This window comes from Halolamina sp. CBA1230 (genome assembly GCF_002025255.2).
In the GTDB taxonomy this organism is placed as follows: domain Archaea; phylum Halobacteriota; class Halobacteria; order Halobacteriales; family Haloferacaceae; genus Halolamina.
Genome location: NZ_CP054587.1, coordinates 2,596,809 through 2,612,859, shown reverse-complemented (window position 1 = coordinate 2,612,859; position 16,051 = coordinate 2,596,809). Strand labels below are relative to the sequence as shown.

Annotated in this window: 19 protein-coding genes; 10 read left to right on the top strand and 9 right to left on the bottom strand. The window is 68.8% G+C overall.

What is annotated here, in order from left to right:
- Positions 1-324 precede the first annotated feature (324 nt).
- Entirely contained in the window at positions 325-804 is a 480-nt protein-coding gene (locus B4589_RS13745) for a hypothetical protein (RefSeq protein ID WP_255246096.1), read from the bottom strand.
- A gap of 128 nt (positions 805-932) precedes the next feature.
- Here B4589_RS13745 and gatD point away from each other — a divergent pair, with 128 nt between their 5' ends.
- Positions 933-2,204: a Glu-tRNA(Gln) amidotransferase subunit GatD gene (gene gatD, locus B4589_RS13740; RefSeq protein WP_079234799.1), complete on the top strand. Its 1,272-nt coding sequence runs from the start codon at positions 933-935 to the stop codon at positions 2,202-2,204.
- Positions 2,201-3,223 (top strand): GNAT family N-acetyltransferase, encoded by a 1,023-nt coding sequence (locus B4589_RS13735; protein WP_255246095.1) that lies wholly within the window; start codon positions 2,201-2,203, stop codon positions 3,221-3,223. Before gatD ends, B4589_RS13735 begins: the two co-directional genes overlap by 4 nt.
- 33 nt (positions 3,224-3,256) lie before the next feature.
- Here the strand turns inward: B4589_RS13735 and B4589_RS13730 are convergent, their stop codons facing one another.
- Genes B4589_RS13730 through B4589_RS13720 form a run of 3 tightly spaced genes read right to left on the bottom strand, consistent with a single transcriptional unit; the run spans position 3,257 to position 4,754 of the window.
- Positions 3,257-3,616 carry a hypothetical protein gene (locus B4589_RS13730; protein ID WP_079234798.1) on the bottom strand — a complete coding sequence of 120 codons (360 nt, stop codon included), beginning with the start codon at positions 3,614-3,616 and terminating at the stop codon, positions 3,257-3,259.
- A gap of 40 nt (positions 3,617-3,656) precedes the next feature.
- The gene (locus B4589_RS13725) at positions 3,657-4,085 is read right to left on the bottom strand and encodes a hypothetical protein (protein WP_079234797.1); all 429 of its coding nucleotides are present in this window, start codon (positions 4,083-4,085) and stop codon (positions 3,657-3,659) included.
- 27 nt (positions 4,086-4,112) lie between these two features.
- The gene (locus B4589_RS13720; protein ID WP_079234796.1) at positions 4,113-4,754 is read right to left on the bottom strand and encodes a class I SAM-dependent methyltransferase; all 642 of its coding nucleotides are present in this window, start codon (positions 4,752-4,754) and stop codon (positions 4,113-4,115) included.
- Positions 4,755-4,844: 90 nt separating this feature from the next.
- Here B4589_RS13720 and B4589_RS13715 point away from each other — a divergent pair, with 90 nt between their 5' ends.
- From B4589_RS13715 to B4589_RS13695, 5 genes are all read left to right on the top strand, one after another.
- On the top strand, positions 4,845-5,465 hold the full coding sequence (locus B4589_RS13715; RefSeq protein ID WP_079234795.1) for an adenylate kinase: 621 nt from the start codon (positions 4,845-4,847) through the stop codon (positions 5,463-5,465).
- Positions 5,466-5,548: 83 nt separating this feature from the next.
- On the top strand, positions 5,549-6,451 hold the full coding sequence (locus tag B4589_RS13710; RefSeq protein WP_079234794.1) for a DUF106 domain-containing protein: 903 nt from the start codon (positions 5,549-5,551) through the stop codon (positions 6,449-6,451).
- A gap of 191 nt (positions 6,452-6,642) precedes the next feature.
- Positions 6,643-6,996, top strand: coding sequence for an Hsp20/alpha crystallin family protein (locus B4589_RS13705; RefSeq protein ID WP_079234793.1), 354 nt, complete (start codon positions 6,643-6,645; stop codon positions 6,994-6,996).
- Positions 6,997-7,046: 50 nt separating this feature from the next.
- The gene (locus B4589_RS13700) at positions 7,047-8,714 is read left to right on the top strand and encodes an AarF/ABC1/UbiB kinase family protein (RefSeq protein ID WP_079234792.1); all 1,668 of its coding nucleotides are present in this window, start codon (positions 7,047-7,049) and stop codon (positions 8,712-8,714) included.
- A gap of 43 nt (positions 8,715-8,757) precedes the next feature.
- Complete coding sequence (locus B4589_RS13695; RefSeq protein WP_079234791.1) at positions 8,758-9,834, top strand: aminotransferase class I/II-fold pyridoxal phosphate-dependent enzyme; 1,077 nt, start codon at positions 8,758-8,760, stop codon at positions 9,832-9,834.
- A 397-nt stretch (positions 9,835-10,231) separates the two neighbouring features.
- Here B4589_RS13695 and B4589_RS13690 read toward each other — a convergent pair whose 3' ends face one another.
- On the bottom strand, positions 10,232-10,762 hold the full coding sequence (locus B4589_RS13690) for an inorganic diphosphatase (RefSeq protein WP_079234790.1): 531 nt from the start codon (positions 10,760-10,762) through the stop codon (positions 10,232-10,234).
- A 203-nt stretch (positions 10,763-10,965) separates the two neighbouring features.
- Here B4589_RS13690 and B4589_RS13685 point away from each other — a divergent pair, with 203 nt between their 5' ends.
- Positions 10,966-11,328 (top strand): PadR family transcriptional regulator, encoded by a 363-nt coding sequence (locus B4589_RS13685; RefSeq protein WP_079234789.1) that lies wholly within the window; start codon positions 10,966-10,968, stop codon positions 11,326-11,328.
- 7 nt (positions 11,329-11,335) lie between these two features.
- Here B4589_RS13685 and B4589_RS13680 read toward each other — a convergent pair whose 3' ends face one another.
- Both B4589_RS13680 and rnhA read right to left on the bottom strand, forming a co-directional pair.
- Complete coding sequence (locus B4589_RS13680; protein WP_079234788.1) at positions 11,336-11,962, bottom strand: hypothetical protein; 627 nt, start codon at positions 11,960-11,962, stop codon at positions 11,336-11,338.
- Positions 11,952-12,545 (bottom strand): ribonuclease HI, encoded by a 594-nt coding sequence (gene rnhA, locus B4589_RS13675; protein ID WP_079234787.1) that lies wholly within the window; start codon positions 12,543-12,545, stop codon positions 11,952-11,954. The genes B4589_RS13680 and rnhA overlap by 11 nt, the downstream gene beginning before the upstream one ends.
- A gap of 273 nt (positions 12,546-12,818) precedes the next feature.
- Here rnhA and nreA point away from each other — a divergent pair, with 273 nt between their 5' ends.
- Positions 12,819-14,078 (top strand): DNA repair protein NreA, encoded by a 1,260-nt coding sequence (gene nreA, locus B4589_RS13670; protein WP_079234786.1) that lies wholly within the window; start codon positions 12,819-12,821, stop codon positions 14,076-14,078.
- A gap of 6 nt (positions 14,079-14,084) precedes the next feature.
- On the opposite strand, the gene B4589_RS13665 is transcribed toward nreA, so the two are convergent.
- Positions 14,085-14,375, bottom strand: coding sequence for a DUF5789 family protein (locus B4589_RS13665; protein ID WP_079234785.1), 291 nt, complete (start codon positions 14,373-14,375; stop codon positions 14,085-14,087).
- Between the two features lie 121 nt (positions 14,376-14,496).
- On the opposite strand from B4589_RS13665, the gene B4589_RS13660 reads away from it, so the two are divergent.
- Positions 14,497-15,594 carry an ECF transporter S component gene (locus B4589_RS13660; protein ID WP_079234784.1) on the top strand — a complete coding sequence of 366 codons (1,098 nt, stop codon included), beginning with the start codon at positions 14,497-14,499 and terminating at the stop codon, positions 15,592-15,594.
- 1 nt (position 15,595) lies between these two features.
- Here B4589_RS13660 and B4589_RS13655 read toward each other — a convergent pair whose 3' ends face one another.
- A complete protein-coding gene (locus tag B4589_RS13655; protein WP_079234783.1) occupies positions 15,596-16,051 on the bottom strand; it encodes a Mut7-C RNAse domain-containing protein in 456 nt (151 codons plus the stop codon).

Genomic DNA, 16,051 nt, shown 5'->3' with positions numbered 1-16,051 from the left:
TCCCCACCCCTCCCCCCGCCGGCGCCAACATGGCGCCGGCGAGGCGTCCACCGCACCGCAACGACGAGGCGTCCACCGCCACCGCACCGCAACCGCGGTGGCGTGCGACGTTCGCGCCTCCGTGCGCGAACGAGCGCGCGAGGGACGAGGGAGCGAACGGACGTGAGCGACTGAGTCGGCTGGGGAGGTCTGTGGACTGTGCGGGGCGGTGCGGTTACAAGTGGACATGCATCGAGGCGGTGTCGCTGTGAGTATCACTCAGAAATAAACAGACACCGCACTAGCCACCGCACTCCCAACAAAAACCGACAACGACCCGAACCGTCACTCGATCGACGTCGTCAACCCATCGCGGAGATCCCGGCCGAAGTAGTACCCCAGCAGCGACGCCACCGCACCACTCCCCGCCCCGATCGCACCCAGCGCCAGCCCGTACTGCTGGAGCCACTCGACGCCGATCGGGAGGAACACGCCGCTGAACACCTGCGTCACCGCGAGCAGTGCCGCTACCGCCGCGCCCGCGATGCCGACTTCGAGGTACTGTCGGTGGGAGCGAACGAGGCCGAGGAGGAACGTCGCCGCGAACACGCCGACGACCCGGCCGATCGTCCCCATGAACGGGACGATCCCGCCGATCGCGCCGCCGGCGACGGCGCCCGCGACGACGACGCCGAGCGCGAGCAGGAACCCGCGGATCGAGAACACGCGACCGACGCGGGAACGGACGCCCGAGAGCCGGCCGCCGTCGCTCGACGCCTCGGTCCCGGCTCTCGTCTCGTCGTCGCGTTCGAGGGAACGCTGCATGCCTCGACATGAGGCGCCCGACGACATGGGTCTTGCGCCGTCTCGCGGGGGAACTCGGCGGGTGGACGCCCGTCCACTCACCGCCCGAAGGAGGCAGTTTGAAGTCCGGCCGACGGGAACCATCGAGCATGAACCCAGGGGACCGCGTCCGCGTCGACCGCGACGGCGCGACCGACGAGGGCGTCCTGATGCCCACGACCGACGAGGACCACCTCGTGCTCAAACTCGATGGCGGCTACAACGTCGGGATCGCCCGCGAGGGGGCCGACGTGGAGGTCGTCGAGTCGGACGTGTACGACATCGAGGAGAGCGAGGCCGGCGGCGGCGAGGCCTCCGAGATCGAGTTCGACGACGACCTGCCGACGGTCGCGCTTGTCTCGACCGGCGGGACGATCGCCTCGACCGTCGACTACCGCACCGGCGCCGTGACCGCCCGCTTCGACGCCGAGGACGTGCTGCGGGCCGTCCCCGAACTCGCGGGCCGGGCGAACTACCGCGGCCGCGTGGTCGCGGACATCCTGAGCGAGAACATGACCCCCGCCATCTGGCAGGAGCTCGCCGAGGCGGTGAGGGAGGAGATCGAAGCCGGCGCCGACGGCGTGGTCGTGATGCACGGCACCGACACGATGCAGTTCTCGGCGGCCGCGCTCTCGTACATGCTGGACACGCCGGTGCCGATCGTCTTCACGGGCAGCCAGCGCTCGGCGGACCGCCCCTCCTCGGACAACGTGATGAACGCGGTCTGTTCGGTCGAAGCGGCGACTTCCGACGCCGCCGAGGTGATGGTCTGTATGCACGGCACACCCTCCGACGACTACTGCGCGCTCCACCGTGGCACGCGCGTCCGGAAGAACCACACCTCGCGGCGCGACGCGTTCGAGACCGTCGGCAGCGAGCCGCTGGGCACCGTCGACTACGAGGCCGCGAAGGACGGCAAGGGCGACGCCGCGGGCGTCTCCTTCGACGACGAATACGATGAACGCGGGGGGACCGACCTCGCGATCCATCCCGACCTGGCGACCGACGTGGAGCTGGTCAAACCGACCCCCGGCATGGACCCTGCCGCGTGGGAGTACCTCGACGGGAAAGAGGGCGTGATCGTCGAGGGGACCGGGCTCGGCCACGTGCACACGGACCTGATCCCGCGGCTGGAGGAACTGGTCGCGGACGGCGCCGTGGTCGCGATGACCTCCCAGTGCATCGAGGGGCGGGTCTGTGACCGCGTGTACGACACCGGCCGGGACCTGCTCGACGCCGGCGTCGTGGAGGCGGGCGATACGCTCCCCGGCACGGCGAAGGTGAAGCTGATGTGGGCGATCGCGAACACGCACAACCCGGCGGACGCGATGGGACGGGACCTCGAAGGCGAACTGACCGAGGAGTCACAGCCCTGGACGTGACTGGGGAAATCGACTACGCCGACGACGACGAGATCGTGGTCCGGGAGGCGGTCCCGGGCGACTACCCCGCGGTCGCCGCGTTCACCGCCGACACGTGGGAGGGCGGTGACTACATCCCCGACGTGTTCCCGCGGTGGATGGAGTCGGACGACCCGGACACGCGGACGTTCGTCGCCGTCGACACGACCGAGTCGCCGCCCGGCCCGGCGGCGGTGGACGCCGTCGATCCGGCAGACGTCGAGGCGGTCGCCGACGATCGCGCGGTCGGGATCTGTCAGGCGGTCGGCCTCAGCGAGCACGAGGGGTGGATGCAGGCGATGCGGGTCGATCCCGAGTACCGCGGCCGACGGCTCTCGCGGGCGCTGAACGACGCCGGCTTCCACTGGCTCCACGAGACCGGCCGGCGCGTGGCGCGGAACATGGTGTTCTCCTGGAACACGGGCGGGCTCGGCGCCTCGCGGGTCAACGGGTTCGATCCCGGCACCGAGTTCCGGTGGGTCCAGCCCGAACCGGACGCCGACGCGACAGCCCGGACCGACGCCGCGAGCGAGATCGACGCCGACCCCGACGCCGCGTGGTCGTTCTGGACCGACGCGGCCACCCGTGACGCGCTCGACGGCCTCGCGCTCGACGACACGGAGTCGTGGGCGCTGTCGGCGCTGACCCGCGAGCGACTCCGGACGGTCGCGGCGGACGACCGCCTGCTGACGGTCTCCTCGCCCGACGGCGGGATCGGCGGCTTCAGCTTCCGCGTCCGGACGAGCGAGCGCGAGGACGACGACGGCGAGACGCAGGTCCGCGGGGAGTACGGCGTCGCGGCGTGGGACGGTGCCGAGTCCTGCGACGCGCTGCTGGCGGCGATCAGTCGCGACGCCGCGGCGGTCGGTGCCGACACGACGCGCGTGCTGATCCCCGAATCGGTCGACTGGGTCAGCGACACGGCGCTCGCTGGCGCCGACATCGGCGACGAGCCGGACTTCGTGATGCGCGCGGACCTGACCGAGCGCCACTGGGAGTAGACCACTCCGTTCTCGTTCGCGATTCCGGAGCGATCACGCGCGTTCGCGCCGGAGGCGCGGTTCGGGCACGTCGCGGGCGATCCCGAAGACGAGCCTGTTGAGCGCCCACCCGGCGTTCACGCCGACGATCCCGGCACCGACGGCTTCGGGATCCGGCGGGTAGCGGAGGACGAGAAACGCGACCGCGAGGAGGGCGAACAGCGAGAGCGGGGCCGCCACGCGCCACCCGTCGAGACGGTCCGCGGCGGCGAGCATCGGCGTCGTGACGAGGACGGCGACGACGCCGATCCGCCAGCCGGCGAACGGGGTCGCGCTGCCGAGTAGCAGTATCCCGCCCGTCATCGCTCCCGCGACGGTGAACAGCAGTTCGCGGAGTACGAGGCGGCGAGTCACAGGGGGAGATGAGTCGCTGGGGAGTTAGTCGTTGCCCCGATCAGACCGCCACCACCCACGCGCGGTAGTCCTCGTCGCGCTCGTACACCTCGCGGAACACGCGATCCGCGAAGTCCGCGAGACGGTTGGCGTCGGAGCGGGCGGTGATCCGGACGTTCGTCCCCTCGGCCTCCTCGGGCGACTCGAGCTCGTCGATGCGGAACTCCGGGAACTCGTCGACCAGCGACTTCACGCGGTCGAGCTCATCGCCGGTCGTGTCGAGGTTGAACGTCTTCTCGGCGAACTGGAGCCAGGGCTGGGGCTCGTCTTCCTCCTCGTCCTCTTCGTCGCCGCCGGGGTCGAACGCCGGCGTCTCCGGCGGCGCGGCCTCGATGGTGAGGAAGGCGCTCCCCCGGGTGCGGTGGGCGGTGACGGCGTCGGCGAACAGCTTCCGGCGCTCGGTCGACGTGTCGGCATCGAAGCGGGTCATACTGGCTCTCGGGGGGCCGGCGACTAATCAGTCCCGGACCGCGAGGAGAGCGTGCCAGTTTTCTTCGCCCCCGAGCGCGCGGACCTCCGCGAACCCGGCCTCGCGGAGACGGTCACGGATCGACTCCTCCTGCCAGAACGTGAACCGCCGGCCGTCGGGGAGTTCCACGGCGTCGGCGTCGCGGGTCTCGCTCGCCATCACCGAGAGCAGCAGGGCGCCGCGGGGGGCGAGTACGCGGTGGAAGCCGTCGAGCGTCGGGGTTGCTTCCGAGCGCGGGAGATGGAGGAACGCGGCGCTGCTCCAGAGCCCCTCGAACGTCGCCGTCGCGACCGGGAGCGCCCGCATGTCGCCCCGGAGCAACCGCGCGTCCGGGGCCTGCTCGCGGGCTTCGTGGAGGAACTGCGGCGTCAGATCGAGGCCGACCACGTCGAGGCCGGCGTCAGCCATCGGCGCCGTGTCGGCGCCGGGGCCACACCCCACATCGAGGACGCGGGGCGGACGGTCTCGGGGGGTGGGCAGCGCGTCGCGGAAGGCGTCGCCGTGGCGCTCGAACAGCGAGAAGTCGAGGTACTTCTCGACGAGGTCGGGGGCGTTCTCGGCGTACGTCGTCGCCGTCACGGCCACGTCCACGGCGTCGTCGTCGACGGGGGTCGCTGGCGGGTCGTCCATGGGGGGACGTTCCGTGGCGCCGACAAAACTCTTGGTACGGCTCCGACCGCTTTCTTCAAGCCTTTATGCCCGGCCCGAGTCACACCCAGTATGGCCGACCACCACATTCTGCTGCTGGGGCCGCCCGGCGCCGGCAAGGGGACGCAGGCGAAGAAACTCTGTGAGGAGTACGATCTCGACCACGTCTCGACGGGCGACGCGCTGCGGGCGAACAAGGACATGGAGACGGAGTACGGCACGCCGCGCAGCTTCATGGAGGCGGGCGAGCTCGTCCCCGACGAAGTGGTGAACGAAGTGCTCGAGACCGCGCTCGAAAACGCCGACGGCTACGTGCTCGACGGCTACCCGCGCAACCTCGACCAGGTCGAGTTCCTCGACGACGCGACCGACCTCGACTACGTGTTCTTCCTCGACGTGGGCCGCGAGACGCTGGTCGAGCGCCTCACCGGCCGCCGGGTCGACCCGGAGACCGGCGAGAACTACCACGTGAAGTTCGACATGCCCGAGGACGAGGAAGTCCGCGAGCGACTGGTCCAGCGCGACGACGACGAGGAGGACGTCGTGCGCGAGCGCCTGGAAGTGTACGAGGAGAACACCGAACCCGTGATCGAACACTACCGCGAGGGCGGCGACCTGATCGAGGTCGACGGCGAGGGCGCCCCGGAAGACGTGTTCGAGCGGCTGACCGACGCGATCGAGGACGACGACTGACGCCGGCGGCGCGATACTCTCGCCGCGGCAGTCCGACGATCCAAGTAAAAGCTTCATAACGCCCGGTAGCAAAGGCAGAGTCAATGGTACGGACCGAGAAACGCGTCCGCGAACTCGTCTCGGAGGATCCCGAGATGCGCGACGTCGTCGAGACGGTGCTCGATCGCGCCGACGACGGCGAGGTCGCCTGGACGGACGTGAAAGGTGAAATCGAGAGCGGGCAGTGGGGCCGGCTGATCGAGAAGGAGGTGCTCGTCGAGGGCGAGACCGGGTTCCGCGTCGAGGACCCCGAGGCCGCCCGCGAGGCGCTCGAGAGCGACGACGAGCTCACCAGCTCGTCGGTCGACCTCGACGACGTCGAGAGCACGTCCTGGTCGAAGTGGGACAAGCTGGCCGGCCTGGGGACGGTGCTGTTCATGATCGGCTACGCGTACACCCCGATCCGGAACGCGGTCGGCGAGACCATCGACCTCGGGCTGGGCCCGCTGCTGGACGTGCTGCCGTTCTACGCGGTCGTGCTGCTGCTGGCGATGACGACCGGGCTCTACTCGACGGTGCTTCGGGCGCTGTTGATGGACATGGACAAGATGAGCATGTACCAGGACCGGATGAAGGATATCCAGGAGCGCCGGAAGGAGGCGAAGGAGCGCGGCGACGACGCCGCGATGCAGAAGATCCAGGAGGAGCAGATGGAGGCGATGGGCGACCAGCTCGGCATGTTCAAAGAGCAGTTCCGCCCGATGGCGTGGATCATGTTCCTCACCATCCCGGTGTTCCTCTGGATGTACTGGGCGATCGGCGCCCGGGGTGCGAGCAGCCACCACGTGCTGACCGATGTCGTGTTCCCGATCTGGGGCACCCTCGAGTGGACCGAGCCGATGCTCGGGCCGATCCGGCCGTGGATCTTCTGGTACTTCCTCTGCTCGACGGCGTCGATCCAGATCATCCAGAAGGCGATGGACATCGAGATGACGCCGTCGACCTGACGCGGTCCGTTTCGTTCTCCTCGCTGCTCCTGCTTCGTCGAGCCACCTCCGCGGTTGACAGTCACCGCGGTGTCGAGTCACCTCCGCGGCTGTCCGTCGCCGCTTCGTCGAGCCACCGCCACGGCTGATCGTTGCCGTGGCGATACGCCACCACCGCCGGCTTTTTCGATACTCCGCCCCATGCTCCGAGTATGGACACAGTTCGCGAGGCGCTCCGAGAGCTCCCGGACGCGGTGTTCGCCGACCTGCTCGAGAGCGAGTCCGCCTACCGGCTCGTGATCGACCTGCCGGGAGCGACGGCGGCGACGACCGACCTGCGGAGCGAGGGCGGTCGGCTCCACGTCGAAGCGCGCCGCGAGAAGTCGTTCGGCGACGAGTTCGACTACGTGCGCGAGGACCGGCCACTGTTTCTCGACGCCGAGATCCCGCTCCCGCCCGACGCCGACACCGACGCGGAGGCGTCGATGAGCCGGGGCGTGCTCACCGTCACCGTCCCCAAGCGATCGGCCGGCCCCGCCGAGTCGATCGACATCGACGACACCTGATGGTCGGAGCGAGCCGAGCCGCCGAACCGCGAACGGGGGGGTGATCCAGGCTGGCGTCACTCCGTGCTTACTGGCGCTTCCTGGTCGTCCTCAAGGGGTTTTTCCCGCTGCTGTTCGCGTGGGCGCGGGACCGGAACCGGTTCCTCCTGTTCGGCCGGAGCCGGAGCGTCGACAGCGAGACGCGGGTCCGCCGGGCCGAGTCGCTGCTCGAGACGCTGCTGACGCTCGGGCCGACGTTCATCAAGCTCGGCCAACTCCTCTCGACGCGGCCGGACATCCTCCCGCCGGAGTACGTCGACGTGCTCTCGACGCTGCAGGACGAGGTCCCCCCGGCTGACTGGGACGAGGCGAAGGAGGTGCTGGAGGACGAACTCGGCCCCGTCGAGGAGACGTTCGACGAGTTCGACAGCGAGGCGATCAGCGGCGCCAGCCTCGGGCAGGTGTACCGCGCGGTCCACGACGGCGAGCAGGTGGCCGTGAAGGTGCGCCGGCCGGGGATCGTCCCGCTGGTCAACGCCGACCTCACGGTGCTGCGCTGGTCGCTGCCCGTGATCGTCTTCTTCGTCGACGAGTCGAGCTCGTTCTCGCTCTCGAACCTCGCCGACGAGTTCTCGAAGACGATCCGCCAGGAGATGGACTACGACCGCGAGCGCGCGATGCTCGAGGAGATCAGCGAGAACTTCGAGGGGGACGAGGAGATCCGCATCCCCGACACCCACGAGGCGGCCTCGGGGGAGGCGGTGCTGACGATGGAGTACCTGCCGGGGACGAAGATCAACGACGTCGACGAGCTCGACGCGAACGGGATCGATCGCACCGAGCTCGCCGAGCGGCTCCAGCGCATCTACCTCCAGATGATCATCGACGACGGCGTGTTCCACGCCGACCCCCACCCCGGGAACCTCGCAGTCGACGACGAGGGCGCGGTGATCTTCTACGACTTCGGGATGAGCGGCCGGGTCGACCCGTACGTTCAGGAGAAGATCGTGGAGTTCTACATCGCCATCGCCGAGCGGGACACCGACGCGATCCTCGACGCCCTCGTGGAGATGGGGACGCTCTCGCCGGAGGCCGACCGCGAGGTGATGGGCCGGGTGATGGAGCTCGCGATCCAGGACGCCCGGGGGGAGGATATCGAGCAGTACCGCGTCCAGCAGATCATCGAGCAGGTCGAGGGGACGATCTACGAGTTCCCGCTGCGCCTGCCCCGGAACCTCGCGCTGGTGCTCCGTGTCGCGACCGTCGTCGAAGGAGTGTGTGTCACGCTCGACCCCGAGTTCGACTTCATCAGCGTCGCGACCGACTACCTCACCGAGCAGGGGTACCGCGAACAGACCGCCCGCAAGATCGCCGGCGACGCCGCCGACCGGGCCCAGGAGACCGCCGGCGCGCTGGTGTCGGTCCCGCCGAAGCTCGACCGCGTGCTCGACGGCGTCGAGGACGAGAACCTCACGGTCAACATCAACGTCCAGGACGAGGACGACGTGTTTCGGGATCTCGCGAAGCGACTGATCCTGGGGATCTTCGTCGCCGCCGGCGTGCTCTCGGCGGCGCTGATCTACGCGTTCGGGCAGGACTGGCGGATCTCCCTCGGCATCCTCGCCGTGACGGCGCCGCTGGTGTTCGCGCTCTGGCGCTCATTCCGGCGGAAACGGCGGTCGATCCGGGCGACGCCGCAGTTCACGCGTCAGAACATGCGAAAGCGCGATCGAGAGTAGCCGGCAGCAGGTGGTTTTTGTCGACCCGTGACGCAAGGAGCGTATGGACGTCTCGCCGTTCGGGCTCGAACGCTGGTTCGCGGAGTACGAACACGACGCAGACATCATGCTCGCCGAGAGCGGGATCAGGTCGCTGCCGGCCGGCCGCTTCGATCTCGACCCCGGGAAGCTGGGGTACGTGATCCCCACCAACGGCGACCCGGAGTTCCGCGCCGACGTGGGCGAACGCTACGGCCGGAGCGCCGACGAGGTGCTGTTCACCGTCGGCACGCAGGAGGCGAACTTCCTCACCTTCCTCTCGCTTTTGAACTCCGAGCACGGCGACCACGCGGTCGTCGTGACGCCGACGTACCAGGCGCTCCACGCCGTCCCGGAGGCGTTCGGCGAGGTGACGCGGGTGCCGCTGAACCGCGAGAACTGGAGCGTCGACGTGGCCGGCGTCCGGGAGGCGATCCGCGAGGACACGGCAGTGGTCGTGCTCAACAACCCCAACAACCCCACCGGCGAGTACCACGACGAGGAGACGGTCCGGGAGCTGTACGACCTCGCGGCCGAGCACGACGCGTACCTGCTCTGTGACGAGGTGTACCGCCTGCTCGCCGAGGAGCCCATCACGCCGGCGGCGGCGATGGGCGAGTACGGGCTCTCCACCACGAGCCTCACGAAGGCCTACGGACTCGCCGGCCTGCGGTTCGGCTGGCTCGTCGGCGACGAGGAGGTGGTCGAACGCGCGTGGCGCTGGAAGGACTACACCACCATCTCGCCCACGCTGTTCGGCCAGCACGTCGCGAAGCAGGCGCTTGGCGAGCAGGAGGACGATATCCTGGCCGAGAACCGCGATCTCGCGACCGACCACCGCGGGATCGTCGCCGACTGGCTCGACGAGCACGGCCTCGACTGGCACGAGCCGGTCGGCGTCAACGGGTTCGTGACGGTGCCGGAGGGGTTCGCGGACGCCGAGGAGTTCTGCCGCGTCGTGGTCGAGGAGGCGTCGGTAGTGCTGGCGCCCGGGCACCTGTTCGGCCCCTACGGGGACCGTTTCCGGATCGGGTTCGGCCTCCCGACCGAAGAACTCCGCGAAGGGTTAGACCGCGTCGGCGAGGTTATCGAGAACCGCTAGCTCTCGTCGTCGTCCTCGCTCTCGTCGGCTCGTGCCGCCGGTTCGGGGACGACGGTGACGTGGTCGATGCCGACGGAGTGCTGCTTCGTGGCCATGTGCGACGTTCGGGCCTCACCACTCAAGAGATTACCCATACGCATAACGTATCGATCGGCAGCGACTGATACGTCGCAGGTATACCCATGTCTCGTGGGTATCGGCGAAGCTGTGAGGGAGAACTGGGGCGCATCGGCGACGGGAGCGTACCGGGTGGCCCGACGCACTCGTCGGGCCGAAGAGCGCGTGCGAAGCGGCGTCGGTAGCGCGGTCCCGAGCCGCAGTTGGTCATCACACAGTCACGGCAATACGCTCCGAACGAGCGACATGACGTCGCTCGCTGGTCACGAGCCGTGACTGGTTAGAACGTCTCGTCGTAGAGATCCTGTGCGTGCTCGACGGCGTCGAGCGCGGCCTGCTTGTCCTCCCAGCCCAGAGTGGTGACCTCCTTCCCCTCCTCGAGGTTCTTGTACGTCTCGAAGAACTCGTCGATCTCGTCGAGCGTCTGCTGGGGGATGTCGTCGATGTCCTGGATGTGGTCGAAGCGGGGGTCCTCGCTGGGGACCGCGATGACTTTGTCGTCCTGCTCGCCGTCGTCGTCCATCTTCATCAGCGCGACCGGGCGGGCCTCGATCACGCAGCCGGGGAACGTCGCGTCCTCGACCATTACCATCACGTCGAACGGGTCCTCGTCGTCGTAGTAGGTCTGGGGGATGAAGCCGTAGTCGTAGGGGTAGTGGACGTTCGAGTGCAGCACGCGATCGAGCACGACGCCGGGGACGTCCTTGTCGTACTCGTACTTGTTGCGCTCGCCTTTGAGACACTCCACGACCGCGTAGATCTCCTCGGGCGCGTCCGGCCCGGTTTCCAGGTCTTCCCAGAGGTTCGTCATGCCCTCTGAGGTTCCGCCAAGCCGGGCAAATGCTTTTCGGGACGTTTCTGTCCGGGCGAAAACGCTTTTAGGTTGGGACGAGTACCATTTCCCACGCGCACTGGACGAATACCCCGAACTGTGTGTATTCGGCGGTAGCACCCCGGGAAGGGGGGTCTACCGTTTCACGGTGGTGGGGGGAGCGGACAGTGCCACACCCAACAATGTCAGAGGCAGAAGCGGTCAACGACGAAGAGCCGGGTATCGCACGCGATCTCACAGCGTTCCAGCAGAACATCCTCGTCATCCTCTCCGAGGAGGCGATGTACGGGCTCGCGATCAAACGCGAGCTCGAGGCGTTCTACGGGAACGAAGTGAACCACGGCCGACTCTACCCGAACCTCGACGATCTGGTCGAGCTGGATCTGGTCGAGAAGAGCGAACTCGACAAGCGAACGAACCAGTACGAGCTGACCGAGAAGGGCCGCGAGGCGGTTCTCGACAGCCTCGAGTGGACGCTCTCCCGGTACGTGACCGACGAGAGCCGCGCCGACGAGATCAGCGAGATCGTCGACGAACAGCTCTAACGCCGGCTCAGTTCTCGACCGGCGCCGGCGGCTCGGAATCCGCCGCCGCGAACAGCTTTCGGACGGACGTCTCGATCAGCGACGCGTCCGCCTCGCTGGGCCACGTGTTGCGCGGGTAGTACTCGTCGAGGAACACCTCCACCTCCTCGACGGTCAGCTTCTCGACGGGCTTGGCGTAGTGGTTGCTGGCGAAATCCGCCAGCGCGCGGGCGTTGGCCTCGTGATCCGGATGCTCCTCGGCGACGGCGTCGACGAGGTCGTCGTTGTGGTCGGCGATCTCCTGCCAGCGCTCGGGGTCGCCCGGGCCCGAGAGGGAGATCTCGACCGCGCGGTCGGTCTCCTCGACGCGGTCGAGTTGGACGACGCCGTCCACCAGCCACTCCTCGGGGTAGAGCACGAGCGTGTCGTCCTCGTCGCGGAGCCGGGTCTCGTAGTCGTACTCCTCGACGAGCTCCTCGCGTCGCTCCCGGTACACCGACGCCTCCTCGACCGCGGCGTCGTCCTCGCGGCGCTCGGCGGCCCGCGCCAGCCGAGTCAGTCGTTCGACCTCGTCGACCGCGTCGGCCGGGATATCCGGCACGCGCTCCTCCTCCGGGTCGGTTCGTTCGGCCGTCTCTGGCTCGCTATCGGTCATCGAGTGCCTCGTTCGCCAGATCGTCTGCGCGGTCGTTTATCTCCCGCGGAACGTGCTCGACGTCCCAGCGGTCGAACGCCCGGAGCAGCTCCCGGGCGGTGACGCGCAGCTCCTTGAGTTCGGGGTCGTTGGTGTTCCACTCGCCCCGGAGCTGTTTGACGACGAGCTGGGAGTCGCCGCGGACGTCGACCTCCTCAAGGCCGAGATCCTTGGCGGCTCGAAGCGCCCGCAGCAGCGCCTCGTACTCCGCCTGGTTGTTCGTCCGGCGGCCGATCGTCTCGCCCCCCTCGGCGACGACGCCGTCGCTGCTGACGATCGCCCAGCCGACGGCCGCCGGCCCGGGGTTCCCCCGGCTGGCGCCGTCGAAGTAGACGTGGGCGCGGCCGCCGCCGTTCTTCAGGAGGAGCGTGAGATCCGTGGGCGAACTCCCCTGGACGACGACCTTGTCGTCGTACGCGACCGCGACGGCGTCGCCGTGTTCGGCCCGCCAGCGCTCGTGGTCGGTGTTCCCCTCCCGGATCTCGACGCCGGCCTCGCGGAGGCGCTCGCGGGCGTCCGCGGGGTCGACAGTGACGGTCGGCATGGGTTCGCTACCCGCCCGGCGAGTAAAGGCGGTTCGCTCCGAGTGCGCCGTCCCGCAGTTACCACCACTCGCGTGTCCCGAACCATCCCCCACGTTCAAGTACGGGAACGCGACCAACGACGGTATGCGCTGAGAGATCACCCCGGTTCGGCCGAGGCGGGAGCGCGACACACCGGCCGGGATGCGTTCGTGACGCCGTTCGCTACCTGTGCGTGACTGTCGAGAGTGCCACGCACAGAACTTTCAAGCCCACGCAGCGCCGACTGCGGAGTGATGCGGCTGGACGAGTATCTCGAGTACGAGGCGGACGAGGCCGCCGAACGCCGGCGCCTCGCCGAGGAGAAGAACTACGAGATACTCGACCACTTGGAGGAGTTCGAGAGCCGCTTCGAGGAGCACGTCACCGACGACGCGCTCGTCGGGAGCGTCTCCCCCTCCATCTTCGTCGGCCGATCGGACTACCCCAAGGTGTCGACGGGGATCCTCTCGCCGGTCGGCCACGAGGACGACGCCAGCCAGTTCGAGACCAGCGGCGAGTGGTACGACGAGGGGGTCGGGATCGCCGACGTGTTCGAGCGCCGGACCAGCCTGCTGAACTCGAACCGGACGGGCGTCGGCGTCGACGTCCACGACGCGTGGGACGGGTTCACCGGCGTCCAGCGCGAGATCGCGATCGCCGACCGTCCGGTCGGCGTCGAGGTCGGGCTCGACGACCGGCCGGACGTGGACTACGACGTCTCCCGGGACGACGTGGCGACACCCGTGGGTCCACGAGCGACGGCGCAGTCCGCGGACCTCACGGAGAACCCTCACGTCCCTCGCCCCGTCGAGAAGACGCTCGAGGACGACGACTGGCAGGCCCAGGGCGCGATCAACTACCTCTACCGCCGCGGGTTCGACGTGTACGACATCAACACGATCCTCTCGGCGGGCGCGCTGGGCCAGGCCGAGAACCGGAAGCTCGTCCCCACGCGGTGGTCGATCACGGCCGTCGACGACACGGTCGGCCAGTACCTCCGCGGGACGCTCCGCGGGACCCAGAGCGTCGACACCGTCCAGGTCCACCACAACGAGTATCTCGGCAACAGCTTCTGGGTGATCCTCGCGCCGGGCAACTGGGAGTACGAACTGGTCGAGATGAAGGCGCCCGGCAGCATCTGGAACCCCGACCCCGAGGCCGGCATCTACCTGGCCAGCGCCCACGAGAAGTTCGAGGGGCGGACGGGGTACGTCGACGAGACGGCGGGCGCGTACTACGCCGCCCGCCTCGGCGTGCTCGAACACCTCTCGGAGATCGATCGGCAGGCGAAGGCGCTCGTCCTCCGGCACGTCTCGGACGACTACTGGGGTCCGGTGGGCGTCTGGCAGGTCCGGGAGGCCGTGCGCCACGCGTTCGAGGGCGAACACGGCACCGCGGAGACGCTGTCGGGCGCGATCAGCGAGGTCTGTACCCACCTGCCGGTCTCGGAGGGGCGCCTGCGGAGGAAGTCGACGATGGCCGCGGGGCTCCAGTCGAGCCTGCTGGAGTTCTGAGCCGCGCTACTCGGTCGCGATCGGGCCGCGACCGACCACGTCCTCGACGGCTTCGACGAACGTCTGCCGGGTGTCGAAGTAGGTGGTGTCCGTCTCCTCAAGCAGCTCGCTCAGGGTTCGGGGTCCGTCGGGCGTCCGGATGGTGGCGTCGCCCTCCTTCTCGACGATACGGCTGCGCTCCTGGGGCCAGGTGAGTCGCGCGGCGACGCGGGCGATCGGCGCGCCCTCGACGTCGGCACCCTCACCGAGCTCGACGGCCGGCTCTTCGGCTTCCTCCTCGGTTTCCTCTTCGCTCATACCGGGCACGTCGGCTGTCCCGACGGTAACGCTTTCGATAACGCCGACGCCGTCCACCCATCCGTTCGCTGATACATGTCTGACGTACGGCTTTTTGTCCGTGGGGCCCGACACCCTGCACATGACCAGTCTCTCGGAGGTGTACAAGCCCGACGCGGAGTTCCAGACCAGCCTCCGACGACTGTACGCGGGGCTGGGACTGTTCGCACTCGGCGGGCTCCTCGCGATCGCCGGGATCGTCGTGGGGGCAACGACGCCGATGACCTCGCTCACTGCCTCGTGGGAGTGGGCAGGCATTCTCGCCGGGCTCGGCGTCCCTGCGGCGATCCTCGGGATCTTCACCGTACTCCCTTCGGGGCGACGGACCCGGGTCGCGGCAGTCATCGGCGCCGCGCTCTCGCTGCTCGGGGTCGCGCTGTTCGCCCACGCCTACCCCTGCCAGTGGGTTGGGACGAACTGTCTCGGGGATCAGCGGCTCCTGACCCTCCCCGTCGCGCTGCTGTACTCCGCGGGGATCATCACGACGCTGTGGTGTCTGTTCACCGGGATCGTCAACTTCGAGTCCCGGAACAGCCCCGGCGGCACTGCCCACGTCGAGGTGGCCACACAGGGGGAGACGAAAGTGATCGAGGTCCCGACCTCCGAGCTCCCGAAGTTCTCCGGCAGCATGGGCGTCCTCGGCGGGACCCCCGAAGTCGACTCCCCGGACCGTCCGGGCGCCGGCGGCGGGAGCGACAGCAGCGTCGCGAGCGACGGCGGCGCGTCGACGAACACGATCAACGGCGTGAGCAACGGCGGCGCGTTCGTCGACGGGTCCGAGATCGCCGACGCGGGGCCGAGCAGCCCCAGCAGCGGATCGGACGAGCCGTCGGCGACCGGTTCGCGTTCCGACGACGAGCGCGGGGACTCGGTGGGATCCAAACCGCCCCGGCGCGAGAACCGGGAGAACGCCGCCGGACGCACCGGCAGCGGGTCCCCCTCGACGGGCAACGTCAAAGGCGTCGACACCGGGAACTCCCCGCGCCGCGACGACGACTGGACGCCGACCGGGGCGACCCCCGAGCGCGCCTCGAGCGGGCCGGATCGGGACAGCTACTGTGGCTCCTGCAAACACTTCGAGTACGTCCAGACCGACGAGGGGATGCAGCCCTACTGTGGGTTCCACGAGGGGCTCATGGACGACATGGACGCCTGCGACGAGTACACCCCGCGAAAGTAGCTCAGATCGCCGCGAGCGTTTCCTGCACGTCGTCCCAGTGCGATCCTCGCCAGAACCACTGTCCACAGTCCCGACAGCGGTACGGTTCGACGCCGTCGGGAACGTGCTCGGGGGCGTCGTCGAGGTCTGCAGGCTCGACCTCCCCGTTGCAGGCGCTACACCGCTGTGGATGGTCGGGCAGTGAGAGCTCGACCCCCGTCGCGCGGAGCTCCCGAAGCTGTTGCTCGACCTCGCGTTCGGTGAGCAGCACGGCGTCGTCGGTCGCCGTCGCGAGCTCCTCGTCCCGTGTCAGTAACGTCCGGCCTTCCGACTCGGCGAGCGGTCGGAGCTCCTCGTCGGCCTCGATCCCGCGATCGAGCGCGTACGCCGTGTCGTACCCGCACATCCGGAGGTACGTCGCGAGCTTGCCGAGCATCACGTCGAGCAGGAAGCGGTCCGCGTCACCGTTCTCGCTCAT